The sequence below is a fragment of the Oleidesulfovibrio alaskensis DSM 16109 genome (assembly GCF_000482745.1).
Lineage (GTDB): Bacteria > Desulfobacterota > Desulfovibrionia > Desulfovibrionales > Desulfovibrionaceae > Oleidesulfovibrio > Oleidesulfovibrio alaskensis.
Window position 1 is genome coordinate 318,347 of sequence record NZ_AXWQ01000007.1, and the last position, 16,746, is coordinate 335,092.

A 16,746-nucleotide genomic window follows, 5' to 3' on the forward strand; every position below is an offset into this window, starting at 1 on the left:
TGTTGTAATACAGGATGCAAGGACAAGGGGGGCCGGCATGGTAACAGTGGTTACGCCTGAACAGTTCGCCAGCATACTGGATACGGAAGACAGACCGGTGCTGGCAGGATGCCTGCAGAGAGATTCCGCTTTTATGGAGCAGTGTATGGTGCTGCAGGCTGCGTCCACCGCAGTGGAGGGAAAGGCCAGAGTCTGCCTGATGGACCCGGACTGGCTGAACGAGTTCTGCCGCAAGTTTTCCATAAGCGGTACCCCGTCGTACCTGCTGTTTAACGGCGGAACAGAATACGAGCGGTTTCTGGGCAGGGCCGAACTGCACAATCTGACAGCCATGGCCCGCAGACTGCTGCCGGCGGCACGGCACCCTGAGGCGCAGGGCAGGCAGGCACCGCGGTTTGATATGGAACTGAGCCGCGCCGGATACTGGTCCTGATGAATTTTGCCAGCGCTGCGGCATAGCGGAACAATGCCTTGATGATCCCGGAAGGCGTCCGTTTATCAGCCGCAGACAAGACCGGAGCAGGTCAGGAAGGAGTAAGTCTCCGCCGCTGCAAGGCGGAGCACATACGGACACGAGATGCAACGGAAGCCGTGCACCATAGCGGGGGCTACGGGGGGAAGCACGGCATCCGGATACCGCGCAATCAGTGTGCGCGGCCCGCAACGGGCCCGGTCCGCCTTCGGGGGTTGGCGGACACATAGCGGATACGTCCGCGCACACTGCGCGTATTTCGGCCCTGCCGCGCACAGGCGGCACGGCAAACACGGTATCAGCGAAAAACGGCGCGGCCATGTTGCAGGCATTACAGGGGGGAAGTGCTGTACATCTTGTACGCATGACCGCGCCGCACTTCGCACAGAGTACGTGCGGCAACGCAAACGACTTATGCAGACGCTGCGGTTATCTAATCCCGGGGGGGATTGCAGCGTCGGCCGGGGCATCCGGGGGGATTGTGCCGGTACTGAAAAAAGCGGTCTGCCTGATGGCAGACCGCTTTTATTGCGGTATGTGCGTTGCGGACGCGTTCAGCAGGCCTGCCCCTGTTTGGGGCACAGCTCCGCGTCGTTGATCAGGTCTGCCAGCGTGAACGAATTCAGCTTTTCATACATGGCCTTGGCCGCTTCGTTCCAGATGGTTCTGGTCAGGCAGTAGTCCATGCGGGGGCAGCACGGTTCGGGGTCCACACATTCAAAGGTGGGAACCGTTTCCTCCAGAGCGAAAACGACATCGCCCAGCAGGATGGATTCCGGCGGCCTGGCCAGCATGTAGCCGCCCTTGGATCCCAGTCTGCTGGAGATGTAGCCGGCACCCTTCAATACCCTGATAAGCTTTTCAAGGTACTTCATGGATATGCCCTGCCGGTCAGCGATTTCCTTGATGGAAACCGGCTGATCGTCACCATGGGTATGCATGGCGATGTCGAGCAGCATGCGCGTACCGTAACGGCTTCGTGTGGTAAGCTTCATGGGTATCCTGCGTGGATGCGGATGCACGGGGCATCACGGGGAGCGAAACGGGGCGGAAGCGTCTGCTTCCGCCCCTGTTGTTGTTATTCGTCGTCTGCGGCTTTCAGATGGTCCGGCACAATGGCCATCTTGATGAGGAGCGGTTTGAGGAAGCTCCACTTGATGCCGATTTCGTATTCTTCTTCAAGGTCGCGGATGGCGTCCCAGCAGTTATGGCAGGGGGCCACCACCAGCGTGGCGCCTGTGGCCAGAATCTGGTCGCGCTTGGTCTGCAGGGCCTTGTTACGCTCTGCGCGGTACTTGCCGATACCGTTAAAGCCGCCACCGCCGCCGCAGCAGTAGTTATGCTCGCGGTTGGGGGTCATTTCACGGTAGTCTTCGGCAATATAGCTCATGATCTCGCGGGTGAAGTTGGCAAGACCATGGTTGCGCACATAGTTGCAGGAATCCTGAAGCGTACAGGGTTCCTTGATCTTTTTGGCAGGATCGATCTTGATCTTGCCTTCGCGCAGAGCTTCGGCAACCCACTCCACATAGTGCATGCACTTGACCGGCGGCAGGCCGTCTTCGCGTCCTGCCCAGTACGGCCCTTCGATGACGGTGGCGCGGTGTGCGTGGCCGCATTCGGTGCCGACCATGCGTTTGGGTTTCAGGCGTTCCATGGCGGCATACACCTTGTCCACCTGCATTTTGCACGCGGCCCAGTCACCGGCAAACATGGCCAGCGACGTCTGTTCCCAGCCTTCGCTGGGCACGGTCCAGTCTTCACCGGCCAGATGGAACAGGATGGCGGCTTCTGCAAGGTCTTCAGGGTAGTGCTTGGGTTCGCGGGCGTTCAGCGTGTACATGATGTCCGCGCCTACTTTGTCCACGGGAATGGTAAGACCCGGCCATTCTTCGGCTGTTTCCTCTTCCATCCATTCGCAGGTCTCTACCCAGTCCTCGGTGGTCACGTCCATCTGCGCGCTGTACACGCGGTGCATGCCGGAACCGATTTTCAGTTCCCACGGCACAAAACCCTGAGAGTACATGAGACCGCGCAGGTAGCTGAACATGACGCCCATGTCTATGCCGTGGGGGCAGTACATGCCGCAACGGTTGCAGCAGGTGCACTGCGACCACGCCACTTCCATGCAGTGCTGCATGAAGGCGTTGTCCACCTTGCCTTTGCGTTTAACCATTTCGCCCAGCGTGGACTGTATCTTGTACGCGGGAACCTGCTTGGGGTCGCGGTTGTTTACGCGGTACAGAAAGCAGCTGTCGGCGCACATGCCGCAGTGGGCGCATATTTCCAGCCAGGTGCGGATGCGTGACTGGCAGGTTTTTTCAATGGTGGACCACAACGCGTCGGTGTCCACTTCCAGCGAGTTCATTTCTTCGTAATACTGATTGCCGCCCTTGTCGCCGAGCAGGGCCTTCAGGTCCTCTTCGGTGTTGACCGGACGTTTATTACAGAACTTACCTTCAGGCATTGTTCACTCCTTCTGGGTGTGCCGGTTACCAGGGGAAGCCGGCTGTACGCTTCATACCGCCACGCTTGATGTTGTAATCCATACCCAGCTGGCCGCGTGACATGAAAAAGAGTGCCACATGAGACAGCTTGGTGAACGGAATGAGCACCAGCAGCAGTTCGCCCGTGATTATGTGCATGACCAGCCAGAACTGGTAGTCGCCCACATGCAGACGGGCGATGAAGCCTGTGAGGAACGGTGCGGCGGAAACGGCCAGAATGAACCAGTCGTAAGCGCTGGTCAGGATGCGCACTTCCGTCAGGGCGATGCGGCGCAGGGCCAGCATGGCCGCGCCGGCCAGAGCGGCAACTGTCAGGCCGTCTGCCAGCCACCACGGCAGGGTGGGCAGGCTGAAGCCGAAGCGTTCTTCCAGAATGATGTTGTGACCCATGAGAAACAGCGGAACCAGCACAGCCCCGATGTGGAAAAGGAAGAACCCTGCAGCCATGAAAGGCTGCTGACGCCAGCTGTGGGTTCCCATGGGGGTTATCCAGCAGAGTACGGAACGCAGCGCTCCGCGCAGTCCGATGCTCATATGCGGCCGGTAGGCCACTCTGTCGAGCTTCCAATCAAGGCCGCGGATGTACCAGACAACCCGTGCCAGCAGACCGCCGAAGCAGACCACCAGGGATATCCAGAGCATGGGGCCGGTCAGGAAATCGATCATTATTGTCTCCTTGCTTGCTAAGACGTGTGTTCGGGCCGGAAGTTAGTACTTCCGCATTTTTTCGTCCCGACCGGTCAGAAACTTCCAGAAGCCGACGAAGCAGAGAAGGGTCACTCCCATAAGGATATAGGTGATGCCCTTGGAGTGCAGCATGAATTCATGAAGCGTGTAAAACATCTGTTCCATGAGTTTTCTCCTTCACGCCAGCCTAGTGGGCGTCTTTGTAGTCGGGGTGCTCGAACAGCACGGGCATACGTGTGGCGATGAACCGGTACACCGTGATGATCATGGTCACGATGAAGATGGAAATGCATATTTCCATCCAGTGGGGGAAGTAACGTTCGTCTGCGGGCAGCTGATAGTTGAATGCCACCAGAGAAACGTTGAAGCGGTTCATCACGATGCCCAGCACGGCGTTGATGGAAGCCACGCGGATGATGGTCTTGTTCTTTTCGCGTACGCCCAGCGCATACAGAAATGCGGGCAGCGCCACAAAGCCGAACATTTCCACCAGAAACCACGCGCCGTAGCCGGTTGCAAGGTAGTGCCAGTCGTTGTCCATGGCTATGTCCATGGTCTTGATGCAGAAGTAGCCCGCCAGCACAAAGGCGGCGGCTTTGCCGAAGCCCAGCACCACGTCGTCAGCTTCGTCCAGATGGGTTTTGTCCATCATGTGATGCAGCCCCTTGTGCGCCAGCGTACCTTCAAAGATAACCATGGAAAGGCCGGCAACCATGGAAGAGATGAAGAAGAATACGGGCAGGAACGAGGAGTACCACAGCGGGTGCAGCTTGCTGGGTGCGATGAGGAACAGGGCGCCCAGCGAGGACTGGTGCAGTGTGGAAAGCACAACGCCGAAGATGGTGAGCACCAGCGTGAACTTGACCACGATGTTGCGTATCTTGCGCAGTCCCAGCCATTCCAGCGCTGCGGGCGACCATTCGATGAACAGCACGGTGAGATACGTCATGACGCACAGACCCACTTCAAACAGCAGCGACGTGGTGCCCTGCGAGTAGAATATGGGATAGGGCAGACGCAGCGGATGGCCGAGGTCGTAGGTGAGGGCGATAACCACAAAGAAGTAGCCGAGGAACGCCGTGGTTATGGCCGGACGCACCGCGGAATGAAAACGTTTGAGACCGAACAGGTAGCATGCGGCGCTGGTGACATAGCCACCGGCTGCCAGTGCCACACCGCACAGCAGGTCAAATCCGATCCACACCCCCCAGGGGTTGTTGTGGTCAAGGTTGGAAACGGCGCCGATACCCTGAGTGAAGCGGATGAACGTCAGAATGAGACCGCCCACAAGGATAATGGCCGTCAGGATGTTGCCGGGTGTCAGCAACCCGTTACGGTTGTTCTGTATGTCAGCCATTTATGCGTCCTCCTCGGGCTTTTCCGTCCCGGATTCGGCGGATTCGGGTTCGTTTTGAGCGGCAAGGCGCGCTTCGAACTCTTTTTCAGCCTCTTCCTTTGCCTTTTTCACTTCGCGGGCAATGGCGGCTTCTTTTTCCTTGGCGGCCTTTTCCATGGCGGCCTGCAGCTTGGCGTCCGCTTCGGCCTGCGTTTCGCCCACGGCATGGCGTACGGCGGCGGCCTGTTCTTCCTGCGCTATTTTATCTTTGCGTTTGGAAATGGCGTACGCACCGGTAAGCAGCACGGGCCAGATGCCTACAACCATGGGCACGGAACCCAGTGCGCCGGCGGTATGTTCCTGCGCGGGCTTGGTGCCCAGATGTTCATCCTGACCCAGTTCGCCGAAGGGTACACCGGCAAGGTACAGCCAGTTGGTGCCGCCCATTTCGTGTTCGCCGTAGATGTGGTCCTGATAGCGTTCAGGGTTTTTGCGGATTCTGTCGCGCGCGATGCGCAGCAGGTCTTCGCGCTTGCCGAAAGTCAGAGCTTCCTTGGGGCATTTTTCAACGCATCCCGGCAGCTTGCCTTCCTGCAGACGGGGGTGACACATGGTGCACTTGGTAATCAGCGGATCATATGCTTCACCGTATTCAAACGCGGGCACGTTGAACGGGCAGGCGATCATGCAGTACCGGCAGCCCACGCACAGCTTGGGGTTGTATGTAACCGAGCCGTCGGGGTTTTTGGTAAACGCCTTTACAAAGCAGGCCGAGGCGCAGGCGGGTTCCAGACAGTGGTTGCACTGCTGTTTGCGGAACACAGGGTGTTCAAGGCCGGCCACGTTGTATTTGTTGACCACTGTATAGGTGGCGTCATCTGTTCTGCGCTTGGTTTCAAGCACCGAAAGGTCGTCAAACGGCTTTTCGGGCATGGGCAGATTGTTCACCTGCTGGCACGCTTCCTCGCATTTGCGGCAGCCGATGCAGCGGGTGGAATCATGCAGAACGCCGTAGCTGTCGGGGTAGCCGGAAAAGCTGTGATTGCCCCCCGCGGCGGCGGGCTTGCCCGCTGCCACCGAAAGTCCGGCAGCACCGAGCAGGCTCAGAAAGGTTCTTCGACGCATGGACTAGTCTCCTTGCTAATATCCTACAGATCGCGTTTTTTGTGACACTCGTTGCAAGCCGTGTTGGCAGGCTTTTCAATGCGCATGGCGGTGTGGCATCCCATGCACTGCTGGTGGTAGGCGGCCTTCAGGCCCGGGCGGTCGCCCTGATCCAGCTCAAACGGCTTGCCGTGGCATGTGGCGCATGCGGGGGGTGTCTTTGAAACGGGGCTGTTGTGGTGGCAGCCCTGGCAGAACGTGCCGGGCTCGTTGTGGAAAGCGGCGGCAAGTCTGTCGCCTTCAATTCCCGCCAGCATGGTCTTGATGATCTTGCGGTGCGGGAAGTCCACAGCCTCGTACTCGTTCACCATCGCATCAATGGTAACGCGGTCGGGGACGTCGTTAAGGTCGTAAGTGCCCTTGGTGTACTGGCGCGAAGAAGCCACCAGCATGCCTACGGAGACGCGCTCTTCCTTGCTCAGTGCCTCAGCGCCCTGCGGAGCGAGCTCAGCGGGAACATTGTGGCATTTGGCGCATGAATCTTCCGTGTTTTTGTAGGGGACAAAGCTGTGGCAGCCGGCGCATACGGGCTGCTCTTTCTGCTTGTTATGGCAGCCTACGCAGCTGGCATCGGCCTGCTTGGCATGCATGGCCTGCGAAAGCTGAACAAAGCCGCCTTCCTTCTTGCCTTCGGTCGTATGGCATTCGGAGCAGCTGGCGATTTTTTCGTGATGGCAGACGCGGCAGGTATCATTGGCCTGTTCGTGCACCTTGTGGTTGAAGGCCACGGCGGCGATGGAGCCGGGACCGGCTTCTTTTTTGACGGTCTTTGAACCGGCAGGGGGAGTCATGACGACGGCGTCGGGCTGTCCGCGGTCAAGGCGGGGCACATCCTTCACCACTTCGTACGCGGCCTGCGCCTGTGTGGTGTGGCACCCTGCGCAGTTGACGGGGCCGGTCTTCTGCTGTGCCTGTGCCGTGGTCACGTGGCACACCACGCACTGGTTGTGGGCTGCATCGGCAAAAGCAGAAACAGTCACGCCGTCAGCCGTGACGGGGGCGTCCTTGTGGCAGGCGCGGCAGCTGTCTTCCTCGCCTTTTTTCCACACGGTCTTTTCAGCTGCTTTGTCGTAAACATGGTGGCAGGTGCCGCAGTTGACATCTGCACCGCCGGCGGGCTTGATGCTTGCCGCGGCAATGTGGCGGTAGTGCAGCGATTTGTCCATGCCGGCTTCGGCGCGGTCTGCCGGTGCTTCCTGCGCCACGTGGCAGCTGCGGCATTCACTGTCCAGCGGACCGGACTTCTGACCGTTGTCCACCATCTCGGTATGGCAGCCGATACAGTTGTCATGGTAGACTTTTTTCAGTTGCTCGGCGCTTTCGTCCGCGGTGCGCTGAAACTTGAGCGACATTTTGCCGTCCACGGTTTTGTGGCAGGCGGAACAGTCTTTGTCTTTCAGCGCGGCAGTGTGCTTGTCGTGGCGGAAAGAAGCCGGCGGCAGCTCCAGATCGTCGAACTGTTTAACAACGTCGATCCGGATAAGGTCGGCATTGCCGCCGCCCGCGCCCGCGGGTTCGGGCATGGCGCTGGTGCTCCGGACCAGGAACCCCGATGCCGATATGACGGCAACGGCAGCCAGAATCCCTGCCCATTGCAGCAGTGATTTTTTTTTCAACATAGTGGCAGTCCTTTGAAAAATGGTGAAACGCATCCTCAGACATCCTGTACCGACGGCCGGACAGATCCCCGTGACCGGTGGCGGTAAGCCTGCGGGCAGAACGCAAAAAGGGCGCAAAAAACGACACACCCATCAGCCGGAGCCGTATGTCTGTGCCGGTTGTCGAGCCTGTTTCTGCGCATGGCAACCTTCCCGTAGGCATCTGCAGAGGGGGTATGTCCGGTTCCGTCCGGAACGGGGTGGCGCCCCGCGGGCGGGCCGGATTTTGTCCCGAAATACCCTACCTGCATGGTATGATTTATTTCCTACCGCTGAGGTATGCGATTATCAAGAGTGCGTCAAGAAAAATATGAAAAATCGTTGGGAGAGAATGAGATAAGCGTGGTTAGTGAGTGGTCATTCATATGGTAAAACGCAGGGTTGTTCAATGGTTTTTCATGCCCTGAAAGTAGGCTTTGCGGTGCCGCGCGCTCATGTGTAATCAGAAAGGCAAGGAGAATGACGATGCATTTTTTTGTTAACCTGCCGCTGAGCTATGCCGCGGCAGACCAATCGTATCTTGAAATGATTGTCGGCCGCGGAATTTGTCCGGAGCTTGGCATGGATACCGTGGCTGTGCAGGACCTGCCGGAAAGCTGGCACATAAAAACCGCTGCCCTGCTGCGTGAAAAGGGGCTGGCGTGTTCTGTTCATCTGCCTTTTTTTGACCTGCACCCGGGCAGTCTGAACAATGCGGTGCTGGAAGCCAGCCGGGCCACACTTTACAGGGCCGCCGGGCTGGCGCGGCTGTACGGGCCCCGTTTGCTGGTGGGCCATCCTGCGTATGACAGGGGGCAGCATCCGCCCCGTCACGATGAATGGCTGCGCCGTAGTGCAGAAACATGGCGCACCGTGCGCGAACATGCTGCCATGGCTCCTCTGCGGCTGGAAAATACGCATGATATCAGTCCGGAACCGCTGGCCGCCCTGATAGATGAACTGACCGCTAAGGGCGGAGAAGACGGCGGTACGGGGATATGCCTTGATGCGGGGCACTGGTTCAGCTTCGGCAGGGGCAGCCGTGATCCCGCGGGGCTGGAAAAATGGCTGGATGTTTTCGGCACGCGCATACGGCATATGCACCTGCACGACAATGACGGTTCAGATGACCAGCATCTGGGACTGGGCAGCGGCCGGATACCGTGGAGCCGGATTTTTGCGGGGCTGGAACAGCGGGGGGTGCGTGCAACGGTGACGCTGGAGCCCCATAGCGAAAAGGATTTTGATACAAGCATGCGTTTTTTGCAGTCGGAAACGTCTGCTGTGCAGGCTTTGCGACGTGTGGCTTTACCCCGTTGCTGAACGGGGCAGGGCCATGCTGCCGCGCGCATGGCCCTGCCTGATTGAATCCGTCCGGCAGATGCGCACACCGGAGCGGTTCAGCGGCGCGGGGCAAGCCATGCCCCGCGGCCGGTCATTCTGAATGCCAGAGACGCCAGTCCCAGCAGGGCCGCCAGCCCCAGATGCGACCAGTCGATAATCATGGTTGTCACCGGCGGCCAGTAAAACTCCGGCAGATTTTTAACCACGCGCAGATAGCCTGTGGCAGCCAGCCCAAGCAGCAGGCCCAGACGCCATACGCCAGCTGTTGTCAGCTGCCAGCGGCGGCGTTGCTGCAGCAAAAAGACGGCCGTCATCCAGCCTCCGGCGGCCAGCAGAACCACGGCGCCCAGATAGTGCAGCAGATGCGTGGTCATGGGGTCGGCAGTCCATGCCAGTCCGGGAATATCGGCGATATAGTACCGTTTAAAAACAGGCATCTGAGCTATGCCTGTCACAGCCAGCAGCGTGACTGCGGCCGGCCAGACAACACGTATGAACCGGTGCTGCGGTGCGGGGTTATTCATGGTCCTGTTCCTTATTGTGCGCGGCTGCCGGAGCATGACCGGAGTCACGCTCTTTCCGCAGTGTCCCGAGTATTTTTAACGCTCCTGCGGCCATGCCCGCCAGCGGAGCAACCATCAGGGCTCCCGCAAGGTGCTTCTGGGGTTGCAGTACGGGTTGCACCGGCGGAAAATCAGGGTGTCCGGCACTTCGGGTCAGCGAAGTGTTCAGCAGATCAAAGGGAACGGGAGAAACATAGATGGTGCTGGTGCCGCCCGCTTCATCCAGTCCGTACAGATAGCCGTCAGTTGCCTGCGCCAGCTTGCGCGCTTTGCTGATAATTGCGTCACGCGGGCCGTACTCCTGCACTCCCAGCGGACAGGCTTCCACACAGGCGGGCAGCGCTCCCTGTTTTACGCTGTCGTGGCAGCGGTCGCATTTGTACATGACACCGTTTCCGGCAAATCGCGGCAGCAGGTCAAGGTACAGCCCCACGCCGGTCTGGCGCTGGGGAATGTCCCACGGGCAGACCTGACGGCATTTGGCCCCGCCCAGACAGATATCGTCATCAATGCGGACCGTCCCCGAGTTTTCTTTGTAGGCGGCCCCCCACGGGCACAGATTGGCGCACAGCGGGTTGTCGCAGTGCATGCAGCGGCGCGGAATGTGCAGTTCGTACGTCTTTTCTTTATATGTTACAGATACATGCTGTATTGTGAGCCAGTTGTAGGGTGTCAGTCTGTCCGTCACCTCTTTTTTGTCCGACCAGTCCTCCGCCCGGACACGGGCGGGAAACATGGCAGGAAAAGGATGCCGTGGCTGCGGGTATTTGCGGGCGTTGCGTTCCGTGCATGCGTCGACGCAGGCGCCGCAGCCTTCGCAGCGGGACAGATCGAACAACGTTGCCATGGGCTGTGCTGTACCGGCAGCGGGGGCGGAGTCTGTCTGCGCCGCATCCGCAGAGGAAGGCAGTGCGGATGCGCAGGCAGCCATGCCGGCGGCACACACACCGGTCAGAAATGCTCTGCGGTTTACCGCGCCGCGTGCGGAAGGAGCGCGGGATAATGTAATGTCGTGTTGCTTCATGGTAATAAGGGGTTCGGGTGAACGGCCCGGGCACAACGGCAGGCCGCATGATATGCCGGCACAGCAGCACAAACCGTGCCGGCAATCTAATATGTTGTTTTTATTTTTATAATCGAAATATTGAACGCATTGTGGGCATGCGGGTTGCCGTGCGTTGTGATAATGTCTAATCATATGGTTAGACGTGTGTTGAAACGGGAGAAGCAATGACCGGAACATCATCATGCAGCGATCTGGTGGCCGAAGTGGTTGCCACCATTAGTGAGGGGCTGATGCTTGTTTCTCCGCAGGGCAAGATAGAAATGGTCAATCCCGCGCTGGAGCGCCTGACGGGATATTCCGCTGCGGAGCTGACGGGGCAGCCGTGCACTGTGCTGGGCTGCGGTGCGTGCGATGAAGCGCGGCGCGGTGCTTCCGGCTGGTGCCGGTTGTTTGAACGCGGGACCGAGAGCAGCCGCCGGTGTGATATTGTGCGCAAAGACGGTGTGCGGGTGCCGGTTTCAAAAAATGCCCGCGTGGTGCGCAAGGACGGCCGTGTTGCAGGAGCGGTGGAAACGTTTACCGACATGAGCGAAGTTGTGGAGCGTGACAGGCGCATCGAGGCGCTGGCACGCATGCTGGACAGGGCTGACGGATTTGCCGGTATGGTGGGTGTTTCTCCGGCCATGCAGCGTGTTTACCGCATCGTGGAACGCGCTGCGGACAGCGATGCGCCGGTGCTCATACTGGGGCCGTCCGGCTGCGGCAAAGAGCTTGCCGCACGGGCTGTGCACGATCTGGGACACCGGGCAAACGGCCCGTATGTGCCGCTTAACTGCTCAGCCCTGAATGAATCTTTGCTGGAAAGTGAACTGTTCGGGCACGCCAGAGGTTCGTTCAGCGGGGCAGTACGCGACAGACAAGGCCGTTTTGAGGCAGCGCACGGGGGAGACCTTTTTCTGGATGAAGTGGGTGATCTGCCCCTTGCCACGCAGGTCAAGCTGCTGCGCGTGCTTGAGACAAAGCATATCGAGCGGGTGGGGGAAAACAGGTCGCGGGCGGTTGATGTACGGATCATCTGTGCCACTCATAGAGATCTCGGCAGCCTTGTCCGGACAGGACAGTTCCGCGAAGACCTGCTGTTCCGCATCAACGTCATTCCCGTGGTACTGCCTGCGCTGCGTCAGCGCGCGGAAGATATTCCGCTGCTGGCAGCGCATTTTGTTGCGGGTATCCGGCAGAGAACAGGCAAGGATATCGAAGGGTTTACTCCTGATGCCATGCACCGCCTGACAGCCTACGACTGGCCGGGCAATGTGCGCGAACTGCGCAGCGCCGTTGAGTATGCCTTTGTGCTGGCTGACCGCGGGCGGCTGGGGGTGGAACATCTGCCGGCACACATCACGGGAACCCGTGCGGAGTGTTGTCCTCAGACTCTGCATGTAGCTTCCTTTGCCGGGGAGGATCTGGCTGCACAGCAAGCGGAACAGCGGAATCAGGAACACGATGAGCTGCTGCGGGCACTGCGCCGGACCGGTGGCAATATGGCTGCAGCGGCGCGCCTGCTGGGCGTGCACAGAGGCACGGTGCGTAACAGAATGCTGAAATACGGCATGAACCTGCGTAAGGAAATACGTGACGGAACCACTGAAGGATGAAAACTGGACGCCGCCTCCGGCTATGCCCTGGCGACCACACTGTGCGGCACCTCGGCTGACCGTTGCAGGCCGGTGCCGCGTGCAACCCCGCCGGAGCGTGTAGAGGCGTCTTCTCCCCAAGCCGGCTCGTCTCCGGCGACCGCCAGATGGTCGGGTGCCCTGACGCTGTTGCTTGCTGGTGGAAATTTACGTGTGCCAACGGGCACCGGAAGCGACGTCCATGATGACTGTATCGGCTTGCGGGCAGTATTCTTTACCTTGTTTACTTTTTAAAAAAATTCAGTTGACACCGGTACCTCGTTTCTATAGATAAACCACCGACGGGCGGTTAGCTCAGCTGGGAGAGCATCGGCCTTACAAGCCGAGGGTCACAGGTTCGAGCCCTGTACCGCCCACCATCAAAAACAAGGGTTTATTGCATACAAAGCGATGAGCCCTTTTCCTTTTATCTACCCTATATCTACCTAGTCTTAGTTTCTCGTCTCTTATCCCTTTTTGTAAGGCGGCGCGGGATTTGGCACTTCGTGGGGATGGATTCGGCATAGGTTTGTCGGGCTATCTGACAGGCAGCAGGATTCTTTCTGCGAGGATTCTGCCGGCGGTTGTCCGGGCGGTAATTGTCACCGGATGATGGTGCCCCGGGGAGCCGCCGGAGATCAGCGCGGTGAGCAGCGGGCCGGAGATTGTTTGCTGCTCGACTTTCAGGGCAGCCGGCGCTGACCATATGACTTCGGAGATGTTTTCTCCGGGGGCCAGTCTTGCGGACATATCCACTGCGTAATCCAGTTTTTCAGTTGCCAGCTTGGGCGGCCAGGACGGGTACATAATCACCTCGTTGCCGGCAGGATGATCTGCCTTTGAATGGTGGATGCTGTATGCAGCCTGTGCAGCGGGCGGGCGGTGTAAATGCGCTGCCGGGGCGGCACGGGCATCTTGGCATGGCCGGCATACGCCAGCAGGCGGGCAAGACACAGGGCCGAGGATGTTCCTGCCAGCTTTTTGTGCGCCCGGGCAGTGATGCGGACTGCGCCGCTGTTAACGGCAAGGGCGGCGGTCTGTTTTGTGCCTGTTGTCTGTACTGTGGCTGCGTGGCGGATATGGCCGGTACAGCCTGACAGCGCCATTTTATTGCCGCTGGCCGGATCTGTTCCGCAGGCGGCGACATGCGATGCCGCTGTGCCGTTTTTACAGGCTGTTGTCTGCTGGTATGGCACACGCGCGCCGCCGGTAAGGCCGTGGGCGCCGCGTCGGCCGGATGCCAGACACACAAGACGGGCGATACCGGCCGCGGTGCCGGAGGCTCCTGCGCCGGTCGAAAGGTCGGCAAAGGAATAGCTGCCGAACAGAATCCCGCTTTGCTGTTTGTCCCATGCCGTTGACCATGTCCCCATACAGGCATGGCCCTGTCTGTATTTTGTCAGAGTAACCGGACCGATGACCGGTTCTCCATTGCGGTACACTGTGAACTGCTCACCCTCTGCCCGGACAGCCAGAGTCTCTGAATCTCCAACGGCGAGGTCGCGGGTAAACGTCCCGTATGTCGTATAATCCTGCACCAGCTTGATCTCGCCGGCCTTTATGTAAATGCGGACACACGCGTATTTGTTGTCCGGAGCGTCCTGCCGTGCCATCAACACCAGAGTGTTATCCGTCAGATCGTCGCGCCGCGTAACCGTGACGATCTGCTCGGTATCGGTGTACTGCCGGTCGGAGTGACTCATGCCCACGGTCATGCCATAGGCATAGCCATCACCTGTCAGCCGGTACTTGTAGTCGCCGTAGGCAATGACCGTATGCCAGCCCAGACTTTCCAGCGTGGTGCCCGCCGCCCCTGTGAAGGGTGTGTAAAAATCAGCCATCGGTCGGGACCTCTGTACAGCCGGCGGCCAGCAGCGCGGCGTGCTGCTGCGGGCTGACCTGCGGACAGGCTACCAGCGCGGTACCGTCGGGCAGCAGGCGTACCACCCACCACCAGGCCACACAGTCGGCCGCCGCAGGCCGCTGGTCCGTTGTTTCTGCACCTATGATCGGGCAACGGTATTGTTTCATCGCCGCAGCCTATTCCAGCGCCAGCACCGCGCCGGTAAGCTGGTAGGTACCGGCGTTGTTGTATATCTCCGGCACGATGCGGGTCACACGGGCCACCCCGTCTGCGGTGATATCCACGGCGGCGCCGCCAGCGGCTGCCGCCACTCTGAAGGTGTCGCCCGCTACATCGCGCACATGATAGATAACGCCTGTCTGCAGCCCCGCAGGCGGTTCTCCGCTGAACACCACGGTATATCCGTCTGCGAAGCCGTGGTTTTCACAGGTGACGATATCTGTTGCGGGGTCGGTGATGGCCGCTCTGGGCGCTTCGCCCCCCAGCGGTGTGACCGCAACGCAGCTTCCGTCCGCCTTGCGCCACGACAACCAGGCCACTGTGGCGCCGGAGGGAACTTCAAACGTGACGGGGGCTGAAAGAGTGCGGGCGCGGGCGGAAGCTGCCTGCAGTGCCACGGGCCTGCGGGCATAGTTTCCGCCGGAAAGCTCCGCATCTGCCCCGTCGGCTCCCGGATAGGCCGCATGCAGAGCTGCATACGCTATGTCCAGCGCATCAAGCATGGTATGTGCCGCTGTATCAGTAAACATCATGTCGCTCCTGCCGGCCGGCGCAGTCCACACACAAAGAAACACCGGCCACGGCGGCCAGTCGTGCCGCCGGAATAGGTTCACCGCATTCCCGGCAGCAGGCTATGCCGTCAATGATCTGCGGTCCGCCGGCGGAACGTAATGTCCCGGAGCGGGCACGGGCTATGGCAGCCTCGCGCTGCAAACGTTCCACCTCGGCTGCCATATCAAGAATATCTGTCATCTACGCATCCTCCGGCAACGTGTAGACGGGGTTGATGCCCTGTATGGTATCTGCCGCCTGCGCATCGTCCAGCCCCTGTGTTGCTTCCAGCGCATCCTGATAGGCAAGGCGCTGGCCTACCACATGGCCGGATACGGCAACCCATGCGGTGCGGTTGGCAAGGATACGGGCGGCAAGCTCACCCACGGGCATGCCCCGCGTGGCGGCAATGGCCCGAACCAGCGGGGCCGGTGCGTCCGCATCCGCCTGCAGGGCTTCGGCCTCTGCCGCCTGCTGGTCCCATGTCTGGCGTTCCAGCGGAGCGTATTCCGCGGCCAGCGCGGTCAGCATGGATTCGGCCCCGTCGCGGATTTCCGCCTGTTTAGCCGTGTACAGTTCTGCGCGGGTAGGCGCAGGCGGTGCGGCGGGCGTAACAGCCACGGGACAGCCGTTTTCACCGGGCCGGATTATCTGCCCCCGCGCCTGTGCGGCCAGCAGTGCTTTATGCTCCGCATCCGTAATTTCAACCGCATCGGCGGGGATATTGGTGCCGTGCAGTTCGGGGGTGTAAAAACCGTTTGTTGACGGGCTGTATTTCATTGTGCGGCCTCCTTAGTAGCCGATGGAAATGTATGAATATGGCATTACAGTTGAACCGGAGTGTTCTCCCTTCAGGGTGAACTTGCCTGCCATCCTGTTGTATACAGCGATGGCGTCGTTGCCGACAGAACCGTAGTCAATGCCGATAACAGCAACGCACGAAAGATGCGCGTTCGGGTAGGCGATCGGCAGCGTTACCTCTGTGGCGACTCCAGTTGATACAGAACCGGTGCCCCACTGCAGAATCAGCCCGCTGGGCAGCCGTTGCCAGCCGCTTTCGCCCAGACTCTGTGTCCATTCGCTGCGGTCAACCTTGTTGCCGTTAATGGCGCTGACCTGTGCGGCAAGAGCCTGCATGTCCACCTGTGCGGTATTTACAGCCACATCAAAGGCTTTGATGCAGGGCAGCAGATAACTGGTTTTCGGGCGGTTTTCTTCGGCTGTGGGGACTACGCGGGAAGCGTCGAAAATGACGCGCTCCGCAGCAATGTATGTGTTCACGGATTGGTCAATACGCCCGCCAAGGTCTTCTGCATTGACCTGAAAGACGCCGGTTGCAGAAGCGGTGTCTCTGAGGCTTGGGAAAAGGCTGTTAGGCGAAGTGGATGACTTGAGTTCACCAGTAAGGTTCCGTATGGCATCACCGGCCCAGTCGCCTGCCGCTTTACCCGCCGCACCATTCTGCGCGGCCGAGAAGTAGTGTCTGTAGCAAGGCAGAATGATATGCGTATCCGTCAGGCAGTACTTGCCGCAGGAGCCTTCCTGTGCGGCGGCCTCTGCGTCCCATTCCGCCTCTGTGGCCAGATAGCCCCCGCAGCTGCGCACCCATGCTTCCAGCTGGGGGTAGGTGCCCAGTGTAAATTTTTGTTTAACATTGACCGCCACTGTGCCGGGCAGCGGTGTGCCGGTGGTGGAAAAAAGCAATGCGCCCACAGGCATACC

Annotated in this window: 19 protein-coding genes and 1 tRNA gene; 4 read left to right on the plus strand and 16 right to left on the minus strand. The window is 59.6% G+C overall.

The features are described 5' to 3' along the window. Window positions 1-37: 37 nt before the first annotated feature. The gene (locus H586_RS0108120) at window positions 38-433 is read left to right on the plus strand and encodes a thioredoxin domain-containing protein (protein ID WP_011366741.1); all 396 of its coding nucleotides are present in this window, start codon (window positions 38-40) and stop codon (window positions 431-433) included. A gap of 593 nt (window positions 434-1,026) precedes the next feature. Here the strand turns inward: H586_RS0108120 and H586_RS0108125 are convergent. The 7 genes from H586_RS0108125 to hmcA form a co-directional block, all read right to left on the minus strand. Continuing rightward, window positions 1,027-1,467 carry an RrF2 family transcriptional regulator gene (locus H586_RS0108125; RefSeq protein WP_011366742.1) on the minus strand — a complete coding sequence of 147 codons (441 nt, stop codon included), beginning with the start codon at window positions 1,465-1,467 and terminating at the stop codon, window positions 1,027-1,029. A gap of 83 nt (window positions 1,468-1,550) precedes the next feature. Continuing rightward, window positions 1,551-2,939, minus strand: coding sequence for a sulfate respiration complex iron-sulfur protein HmcF (hmcF, locus tag H586_RS0108130; protein WP_011366743.1), 1,389 nt, complete (start codon window positions 2,937-2,939; stop codon window positions 1,551-1,553). Between the two features lie 25 nt (window positions 2,940-2,964). Continuing rightward, a complete protein-coding gene (gene hmcE / locus H586_RS0108135; RefSeq protein WP_011366744.1) occupies window positions 2,965-3,645 on the minus strand; it encodes a sulfate respiration complex protein HmcE in 681 nt (226 codons plus the stop codon). Between the two features lie 42 nt (window positions 3,646-3,687). Beyond that, the gene (gene hmcD / locus H586_RS20885) at window positions 3,688-3,831 is read right to left on the minus strand and encodes a sulfate respiration complex protein HmcD (protein WP_011366745.1); all 144 of its coding nucleotides are present in this window, start codon (window positions 3,829-3,831) and stop codon (window positions 3,688-3,690) included. Window positions 3,832-3,853: 22 nt separating this feature from the next. Beyond that, a complete protein-coding gene (gene hmcC, locus H586_RS0108145; RefSeq protein ID WP_027181795.1) occupies window positions 3,854-5,023 on the minus strand; it encodes a sulfate respiration complex protein HmcC in 1,170 nt (389 codons plus the stop codon). Further along, window positions 5,024-6,127: a sulfate respiration complex iron-sulfur protein HmcB gene (gene hmcB, locus H586_RS0108150; RefSeq protein ID WP_011366747.1), complete on the minus strand. Its 1,104-nt coding sequence runs from the start codon at window positions 6,125-6,127 to the stop codon at window positions 5,024-5,026. Window positions 6,128-6,150: 23 nt separating this feature from the next. Continuing rightward, window positions 6,151-7,785: a sulfate respiration complex hexadecaheme cytochrome HmcA gene (hmcA, locus tag H586_RS0108155; protein ID WP_011366748.1), complete on the minus strand. Its 1,635-nt coding sequence runs from the start codon at window positions 7,783-7,785 to the stop codon at window positions 6,151-6,153. A 504-nt stretch (window positions 7,786-8,289) separates the two neighbouring features. On the opposite strand from hmcA, the gene H586_RS18675 reads away from it, so the two are divergent. After that, complete coding sequence (locus H586_RS18675) at window positions 8,290-9,126, plus strand: sugar phosphate isomerase/epimerase family protein (RefSeq protein ID WP_034618825.1); 837 nt, start codon at window positions 8,290-8,292, stop codon at window positions 9,124-9,126. A gap of 77 nt (window positions 9,127-9,203) precedes the next feature. Here H586_RS18675 and H586_RS20890 read toward each other — a convergent pair whose 3' ends face one another. Both H586_RS20890 and H586_RS0108170 read right to left on the minus strand, forming a co-directional pair. Then, the gene (locus H586_RS20890) at window positions 9,204-9,671 is read right to left on the minus strand and encodes a hypothetical protein (protein ID WP_027181796.1); all 468 of its coding nucleotides are present in this window, start codon (window positions 9,669-9,671) and stop codon (window positions 9,204-9,206) included. After that, window positions 9,664-10,641, minus strand: a complete 978-nt coding sequence (locus tag H586_RS0108170; RefSeq protein WP_234702944.1) for a 4Fe-4S dicluster domain-containing protein — start codon at window positions 10,639-10,641, stop codon at window positions 9,664-9,666. The genes H586_RS20890 and H586_RS0108170 overlap by 8 nt, the downstream gene beginning before the upstream one ends. 299 nt (window positions 10,642-10,940) lie before the next feature. Here H586_RS0108170 and H586_RS0108175 point away from each other — a divergent pair, with 299 nt between their 5' ends. Both H586_RS0108175 and H586_RS0108180 read left to right on the plus strand, forming a co-directional pair. Further along, window positions 10,941-12,371 carry a sigma-54 interaction domain-containing protein gene (locus H586_RS0108175; RefSeq protein WP_011366752.1) on the plus strand — a complete coding sequence of 477 codons (1,431 nt, stop codon included), beginning with the start codon at window positions 10,941-10,943 and terminating at the stop codon, window positions 12,369-12,371. A 322-nt stretch (window positions 12,372-12,693) separates the two neighbouring features. After that, window positions 12,694-12,769, plus strand: a tRNA-Val gene (locus tag H586_RS0108180). A 157-nt stretch (window positions 12,770-12,926) separates the two neighbouring features. Here the strand turns inward: H586_RS0108180 and H586_RS0108185 are convergent. The 7 genes from H586_RS0108185 to H586_RS20800 form a co-directional block, all read right to left on the minus strand. Beyond that, window positions 12,927-13,196, minus strand: a complete 270-nt coding sequence (locus tag H586_RS0108185) for a phage fiber-tail adaptor protein (protein ID WP_034618827.1) — start codon at window positions 13,194-13,196, stop codon at window positions 12,927-12,929. A 2-nt stretch (window positions 13,197-13,198) separates the two neighbouring features. Next, window positions 13,199-14,230 (minus strand): hypothetical protein, encoded by a 1,032-nt coding sequence (locus H586_RS0108190; protein WP_027181799.1) that lies wholly within the window; start codon window positions 14,228-14,230, stop codon window positions 13,199-13,201. After that, window positions 14,223-14,420 carry a hypothetical protein gene (locus tag H586_RS0108195; protein ID WP_027181800.1) on the minus strand — a complete coding sequence of 66 codons (198 nt, stop codon included), beginning with the start codon at window positions 14,418-14,420 and terminating at the stop codon, window positions 14,223-14,225. The genes H586_RS0108190 and H586_RS0108195 overlap by 8 nt, the downstream gene beginning before the upstream one ends. Window positions 14,421-14,429: 9 nt before the next feature. Beyond that, window positions 14,430-15,005: a hypothetical protein gene (locus H586_RS0108200; protein ID WP_155891366.1), complete on the minus strand. Its 576-nt coding sequence runs from the start codon at window positions 15,003-15,005 to the stop codon at window positions 14,430-14,432. Continuing rightward, the gene (locus H586_RS0108205) at window positions 14,992-15,225 is read right to left on the minus strand and encodes a TraR/DksA family transcriptional regulator (RefSeq protein ID WP_027181802.1); all 234 of its coding nucleotides are present in this window, start codon (window positions 15,223-15,225) and stop codon (window positions 14,992-14,994) included. Before H586_RS0108205 ends, H586_RS0108200 begins: the two co-directional genes overlap by 14 nt. Then, the gene (locus tag H586_RS20030; RefSeq protein WP_051363938.1) at window positions 15,226-15,804 is read right to left on the minus strand and encodes a hypothetical protein; all 579 of its coding nucleotides are present in this window, start codon (window positions 15,802-15,804) and stop codon (window positions 15,226-15,228) included. Between the two features lie 12 nt (window positions 15,805-15,816). Beyond that, the coding region (locus tag H586_RS20800; protein WP_027181803.1) for a gp53-like domain-containing protein at window positions 15,817-16,746 on the minus strand (930 nt) is incomplete at its 5' end.

Coding starts and splice junctions, on each gene's coding strand:
- H586_RS0108120 (WP_011366741.1), top strand. CDS start 38: ATGGTAACAGTGGTTACGCCTGAACAGTTCGCCAGCATACTGGATACG.
- H586_RS0108125 (WP_011366742.1), bottom strand. CDS start 1,467: ATGAAGCTTACCACACGAAGCCGTTACGGTACGCGCATGCTGCTCGAC.
- hmcF (WP_011366743.1), bottom strand. CDS start 2,939: ATGCCTGAAGGTAAGTTCTGTAATAAACGTCCGGTCAACACCGAAGAG.
- hmcE (WP_011366744.1), bottom strand. CDS start 3,645: ATGATCGATTTCCTGACCGGCCCCATGCTCTGGATATCCCTGGTGGTC.
- hmcD (WP_011366745.1), bottom strand. CDS start 3,831: ATGGAACAGATGTTTTACACGCTTCATGAATTCATGCTGCACTCCAAG.
- hmcC (WP_027181795.1), bottom strand. CDS start 5,023: ATGGCTGACATACAGAACAACCGTAACGGGTTGCTGACACCCGGCAAC.
- hmcB (WP_011366747.1), bottom strand. CDS start 6,127: ATGCGTCGAAGAACCTTTCTGAGCCTGCTCGGTGCTGCCGGACTTTCG.
- hmcA (WP_011366748.1), bottom strand. CDS start 7,785: ATGTTGAAAAAAAAATCACTGCTGCAATGGGCAGGGATTCTGGCTGCC.
- H586_RS18675 (WP_034618825.1), top strand. CDS start 8,290: ATGCATTTTTTTGTTAACCTGCCGCTGAGCTATGCCGCGGCAGACCAA.
- H586_RS20890 (WP_027181796.1), bottom strand. CDS start 9,671: ATGAATAACCCCGCACCGCAGCACCGGTTCATACGTGTTGTCTGGCCG.
- H586_RS0108170 (WP_234702944.1), bottom strand. CDS start 10,641: ATGGCTGCCTGCGCATCCGCACTGCCTTCCTCTGCGGATGCGGCGCAG.
- H586_RS0108175 (WP_011366752.1), top strand. CDS start 10,941: ATGACCGGAACATCATCATGCAGCGATCTGGTGGCCGAAGTGGTTGCC.
- H586_RS0108185 (WP_034618827.1), bottom strand. CDS start 13,196: ATGTACCCGTCCTGGCCGCCCAAGCTGGCAACTGAAAAACTGGATTAC.
- H586_RS0108190 (WP_027181799.1), bottom strand. CDS start 14,230: ATGGCTGATTTTTACACACCCTTCACAGGGGCGGCGGGCACCACGCTG.
- H586_RS0108195 (WP_027181800.1), bottom strand. CDS start 14,420: ATGAAACAATACCGTTGCCCGATCATAGGTGCAGAAACAACGGACCAG.
- H586_RS0108200 (WP_155891366.1), bottom strand. CDS start 15,005: ATGATGTTTACTGATACAGCGGCACATACCATGCTTGATGCGCTGGAC.
- H586_RS0108205 (WP_027181802.1), bottom strand. CDS start 15,225: ATGACAGATATTCTTGATATGGCAGCCGAGGTGGAACGTTTGCAGCGC.
- H586_RS20030 (WP_051363938.1), bottom strand. CDS start 15,804: ATGAAATACAGCCCGTCAACAAACGGTTTTTACACCCCCGAACTGCAC.